Source organism: Blautia sp. MSJ-9 (assembly GCF_018919065.1).
In the GTDB taxonomy this organism is placed as follows: Bacteria; Bacillota; Clostridia; order Lachnospirales; family Lachnospiraceae; genus Blautia_A.
In genome coordinates this window covers 1-5,397 of sequence record NZ_JAHLQG010000032.1, presented here as the reverse complement: position 1 = coordinate 5,397, position 5,397 = coordinate 1, and the positions used below count along the sequence as shown (strand labels likewise).

At 40.5% G+C, this 5,397-nt stretch carries 5 protein-coding genes; 4 read left to right on the top strand and 1 reads right to left on the bottom strand.

Annotation, left to right across the window (positions count from 1 at the left end; all coding sequences use genetic code 11):
- The first annotated feature begins 94 nt into the window (after nucleotides 1-94).
- The 4 genes from fba to KQI87_RS08710 all read left to right on the top strand — a co-directional run bounded on the left by fba (nucleotide 95) and on the right by KQI87_RS08710 (nucleotide 4,610).
- The gene (gene fba, locus KQI87_RS08725) at nucleotides 95-958 is read left to right on the top strand and encodes a class II fructose-1,6-bisphosphate aldolase (protein ID WP_216459796.1); all 864 of its coding nucleotides are present in this window, start codon (nucleotides 95-97) and stop codon (nucleotides 956-958) included.
- Between the two features lie 196 nt (nucleotides 959-1,154).
- Entirely contained in the window at nucleotides 1,155-2,597 is a 1,443-nt protein-coding gene (locus tag KQI87_RS08720) for a L,D-transpeptidase family protein (protein WP_216459795.1), read from the top strand.
- A gap of 201 nt (nucleotides 2,598-2,798) precedes the next feature.
- A complete protein-coding gene (locus tag KQI87_RS08715; protein WP_253292434.1) occupies nucleotides 2,799-4,031 on the top strand; it encodes a dicarboxylate/amino acid:cation symporter in 1,233 nt (410 codons plus the stop codon).
- A 42-nt stretch (nucleotides 4,032-4,073) separates the two neighbouring features.
- Complete coding sequence (locus tag KQI87_RS08710; RefSeq protein WP_216459794.1) at nucleotides 4,074-4,610, top strand: nitroreductase family protein; 537 nt, start codon at nucleotides 4,074-4,076, stop codon at nucleotides 4,608-4,610.
- A gap of 6 nt (nucleotides 4,611-4,616) precedes the next feature.
- Here the strand turns inward: KQI87_RS08710 and KQI87_RS08705 are convergent, their stop codons facing one another.
- Nucleotides 4,617-4,865, bottom strand: a complete 249-nt coding sequence (locus KQI87_RS08705) for a hypothetical protein (protein ID WP_216459793.1) — start codon at nucleotides 4,863-4,865, stop codon at nucleotides 4,617-4,619.
- Nucleotides 4,866-5,397 lie beyond the last annotated feature (532 nt).

Genomic DNA, 5,397 nt, shown 5'->3' with positions numbered 1-5,397 from the left:
CCATATCTGGATATAGATGTAATTCCATATCAAAGATTGATTAGAGTAGCTGCGAAAGAACGTAGCAGTTACTACAGATTAGGAGGAATTTATCATGTTAGTAAGTGCAACAGAAATGCTGAAAAAAGCAAAAGCTGGTCATTATGCAGTTGGACAGTTCAACATCAACAACCTTGAGTGGACAAAGGCTATCCTTTTAACAGCTCAGGAACTGAACTCTCCTGTAATCCTTGGTGTATCCGAAGGTGCTGGTAAATACATGACTGGTTATAAAACAGTTGTTGGCATGGTTAACGGAATGATGGAAGAACTGAACATCACAGTTCCAGTAGCTCTTCACCTTGACCACGGCAGCTATGAAGGATGCTTAAAATGCGTAGAAGCAGGATTCTCATCCATCATGTTCGACGGATCTCACTATCCGATCGAAGAGAACGTTGCAAAAACTAAAGAACTGGTTAAGATCGTTGCTGAACACGGAATGTCTCTGGAAGCAGAAGTTGGTTCCATCGGCGGTGAAGAAGATGGTGTTGTAGGTATGGGCGAATGCGCAGATCCTAAGGAATGCAAGATGATCGCAGACCTTGGCATTGACTTCCTTGCAGCAGGTATCGGTAACATCCACGGAAAATATCCGGCAAACTGGAAAGGCTTAAGCTTTGAAACTCTTGACGCTATCCAGCAGTTAACAGGTGATATGCCACTCGTTCTTCACGGCGGCACAGGTATCCCTGCAGACATGATCAAGAAAGCTATCGACCTTGGTGTATCCAAGATCAACGTTAACACAGAGTGCCAGCTTTCCTTCGCAGCAGCTACACGTAAATACATCGAAGAAGGCAAAGACCAGCAGGGCAAAGGATACGATCCACGTAAACTTCTTGCACCTGGCTTCGAAGCAATCAAAGCTACTGTTAAAGAAAAAATGGAATTATTCGGATCAGTTAACAAAGCTTGATGATAACCTCATAAGCAATAAAAAATCTCACATCCTCTGCGGTGTGAGATTTTTTTGTGCTATTTTAGGCTAGAAGATTGCCTTATGTTTTGAAGAAGTGGACAAAAAAAGTAGATTTTACAAATTGATTTTTTATCTTCTGTATAATAAAATAACGTTGAAAATAAGAATGATATAAATAGCAGGAGAACAAACGATGGAGGAGAAGAAAGCTTTTAACAAAAAGAAGCTGAAAGTGGTTCTTGCGTTGTGCATTGTGGCAAGTGTGATTGCTGGAATTGGACTGTTGGTTTACATACATCATGTAGACACCACTACACTTGGAAGAAAGATCAGTGTATATGGTCTGGATGTATCGAAGCTTACGGTGGAGGAAGCACAGCAGAAGATATCTGAAACATTTCAGAATAAAACAGTAACACTGAACGAAGATGGAGAGGATATTTACAGTACTTCACTGGCACAGATGGGATATAGCCTGGATCAGGATGTATTGAAGAGTGCGTTGGAAACGCTTCAGCAGCAGAGAAGCCAGAAGTTTCAGCTTCTTGCTTTACAGAAAGATTATCAGATAGATTACCAGATTTTTAAAGATGAGGCACAGGAGCAGACGGCACTGGCAGTGGAGAATTTTAATAACAAAGAGAGAACAGATTCCACAGATGCACATATTCGATACAGTAAGAAGAAACAGAAATATGTGTTGGTGGAGCAGGTTGTGGGAAATCAGATTGATGAGAATCGATTGTTAAGTTTTGTGGATGATACTCTGGATGAGAAGTTTAAGACAGAATTATTTGTGTCAGAGGCAAAAATCGTGCTGAGTGAGGATGTTTACTGTCAGCCGGATATTGAAGCATCCGGAGAAATGAAACAGCAGGTTAAGAAGCTGAATTCTCAGCTGAAAAAATACCGCAGTACTACAGTTACTTATGTTTTTGGTTCAGAAACACAGGTGCTGGATTCAGAAACAATCAGTTCCTGGCTGAAGATCAAAAACAGTGGAATGAGTATTGATCAGGATGCAGCGGCAAATTACATATCTGAAATGGCAAATAAATACAATACGATTTACGTGCCGCGTACATTCCATACATCCCTGGGAACAGATATTACAGTTTCTGACAATGAGTATGGATATCGGATCGATCAGGATGGGGAACTTGCACAGCTTCTGGAGGATATGAAGAGTGGTGAAGATATATCCAGGGAGCCGGTATACAGCAGCAGTGGAATGCAGAGAAATGGTACAGATGATCTGGCTGGCAGTTATATAGAGGTCAGTCTGGATGCACAGCATTTGTGGCTGTATAAGGATGGTGCACTGATCACAGAGACAGATATCGTCAGCGGATCACCAACTGCAAAGCGTGAAACATACAGAGGTGCATGGCCGATCGCGTATAAAGCAAGTCCATTCACTTTGAGCAGTGAGGAATATGGATATGCGACAACTGTAAAATATTGGATGCCGTTTGTATATGGCCAGGGACTTCATGATGCATCATGGCAGTCTTCTTTTGGCGGTAATCGCTATAAGACAGGACACGGCAGTCATGGATGTATTAATCTGCCGGAAGATCAGGCGGCGCTGATATATAATACAATTGACGGAGGATATCCGATCATTATCTATTAGAGAACATTATTAAAGAAATATTGTGACGAAAAAAGCTGAGAGCAGGTATAGGATATGAATGCTCTCAGCTTTTTTGCGGAGAGAATAGTCAATGAAAATACTGTCACCATATAAAAAGGTATGGTATAATAAATTAATATCTTCTGTACAAGCCCAGGTGACATGGAGGTATACATTTATTAGGGAAAGAGAGGGCTATTTATGACAAAACAAAAGAAAAAAATGTCACTGGCCATGCAGATTTTTATTGCGCTTGTACTGGCGATTGTGGCAGGACTGCTGATGCAGAAGTATGCGGATTTTGCACAGTCGTACATCAAACCTTTTGGAACGATCTTTTTGAATCTGGTTAAGTTCATTGTTGTTCCGATCGTATTATTTTCCATTATGTGTGGAATCATTTCCATGCGCGATATCAAGAAGGTCGGATCTATCGGACTGAAAACAGTTGTATATTATTTATGTACAACTGCATTTGCAATTACGATCGGACTGGTTGGTGGAAACCTGTTTAAGAGGCTTTTCCCGAAGGTTGCTACTACAGACCTGACTTATGAAGCAGCAGAAGCAACTTCATTTATGGATACTATCGTGAATATTTTTCCATCCAATTTTATTTCTCCTATGGTAGAAGCGAATATGCTTCAGATCATTGTGATGGCATTGCTGCTGGGATTTGCCATTATTATGATCGGGGAACAGAAGAATACACGTGTTGTGAGAGCATGTAATGATCTGAATGATGTATTTATGAAATGTATGGAGATGATCCTGAAGCTGTCTCCGATTGGTGTATTCTGTCTGTTATGTCCAGTTATTGCGTCAAATGGACCTGCGATCATCGGCTCTCTGGCAATGGTACTTCTGGCTGCTTATATTTGCTATATTGTTCATGCAGTTGTTGTATATTCTATTGCAGTAAAGACAATGGGTGGATTAAGTCCGGTGGAATTCTTTAAAGGGATGCTTCCGGCGATCATGTTTGCATTTTCAAGTGCATCATCTGTAGGTACTCTGCCGATCAATATGGAATGTGTGGAGAAGATGGGAGCTTCTAAGGAGGTTACTTCATTTGTTCTGCCGCTGGGGGCTACTATTAATATGGACGGAACTGCGATTTATCAGGGTGTCTGTGCAATCTTTATTGCTGCATGTTATGGAATTCAGCTTACTTTACCGCAGATGCTGACAATCATTCTGACTGCTACACTGGCATCTATCGGCACTGCCGGAGTTCCGGGGGCAGGAATGGTAATGTTGGCAATGGTACTGACATCTGTTGGTCTGCCTGTAGATGGTATTGCATTGGTTGCAGGTGTTGACCGTATCTTTGATATGGGAAGAACTACAGTAAATATCACTGGCGATGCAAGCTGCTGTATGATCGTTTCCAATCTGGAAAAGAAAAAGGAAGCAAGATTAAAACGAAACTAAGAGAGAACAAACACAGATAAGACGGAATAGGAGAACGCAAACATGGAATTTCAGAATCTGATCGAGAAGAGAAGAACAGTTCGCAAATATGCAGAGGGTAATACGGTAACAAAAGAGGATATTCTTACTATGATAAAGGCGGCTCAGGAAGCTCCCTCATGGAAGAATTCTCAGACAGGACGTTATTACTGCATTATGGATGAGAAAGATGTGAGTCAGTTCAGAGAAGAGTGCCTGCCGGAAATGAATGCCGGGAAATGTGAGAATGCAGTATTGATCATCAGTACTTTTGTTCACAACAGAGCGGGATTTCAGAAAGACGGGACTGCAGATAATGAACTGGGAAATGGATGGGGATGCTATGACCTGGGACTCCAGAATGAGAATCTGATATTGAAAGCTGGGGAACTTGGATACGGAACTCTTATTATGGGAATTCGTGATGCAGATAAGATTCGAGAGATGTGCTCTATTCCGGAAACAGAAACAGTAGTTGCAGTGATCGCGTTAGGCGTTCCGGGGGAACAGCCTAACCGACCAAAGAGAAAAGAAACAGAGGATATTGTAAAGTTCTTATAAGAAGAATTATTTTTCTTTTTTAGAGATATCTTTTAACTTCTTTTCTATAAAAGAGAGGACTGTGTGGATCAGAAAGCCAGCGAACAGTACCAGTGGTGAAAGGATGAAGCAGAAGCCGATCAGAAATATGGTAATGATATCCATATTTGTGGAGAAGCGGCGGAGTATCAGAAATCCAATAGCTGCTGGAATCAGGAGCAGGAACCATTTTAAGGTATTTAGAATGTTGTTTCCAGTGTGTTCAGGCTGAGTCATGACAGTCCTCCTTTTTATATTTTTAACCGAATCAAGCAAGTAGCGAAGCGGATTGCGAATATCCGCTTGACTAATATTAGTATAACATTGGAAAAAAGTTTGTCAAATTATGAAATTAACTGTTGACATTAGTCATTTCTGGTGTTATATTAGTTGAGCTGTCGGAAATAATTGTTTCTTGAAAAGAGACAATTCAAATAGATTTCTGAAAGAAAAAAGAAATTTGAAAAAGTGCTTGACAACTTAAAACAAACGTGTTAAAGTAATCAAGTCGCTTGAACAGAGCCGACAATCACTGATCTGGAGAACAGTTCGGAAAGCCGAAAGAGTTCGAAAAACTTTGAAAAAAACTTGAAAAAAGTGCTTGACAAAGAAAAAGAGATGTGATAAAGTAAACAAGCTGTCGCAAGACAGACAACCTTGATAACTAAACAGTGAAACACATACGATTCTCGAAAATTCTTTACATTTTTAAGAACGGTTGAATAAACCAAAAACAGTAAAAACGAGAGATAACTAAGCTAGTTGGTTG

Coding starts and splice junctions, on each gene's coding strand:
- KQI87_RS08720 (WP_216459795.1), top strand. CDS start 1,155: ATGGAGGAGAAGAAAGCTTTTAACAAAAAGAAGCTGAAAGTGGTTCTT.
- KQI87_RS08715 (WP_253292434.1), top strand. CDS start 2,799: ATGACAAAACAAAAGAAAAAAATGTCACTGGCCATGCAGATTTTTATT.
- KQI87_RS08710 (WP_216459794.1), top strand. CDS start 4,074: ATGGAATTTCAGAATCTGATCGAGAAGAGAAGAACAGTTCGCAAATAT.
- KQI87_RS08705 (WP_216459793.1), bottom strand. CDS start 4,865: ATGACTCAGCCTGAACACACTGGAAACAACATTCTAAATACCTTAAAA.
- fba (WP_216459796.1), top strand. CDS start 95: ATGTTAGTAAGTGCAACAGAAATGCTGAAAAAAGCAAAAGCTGGTCAT.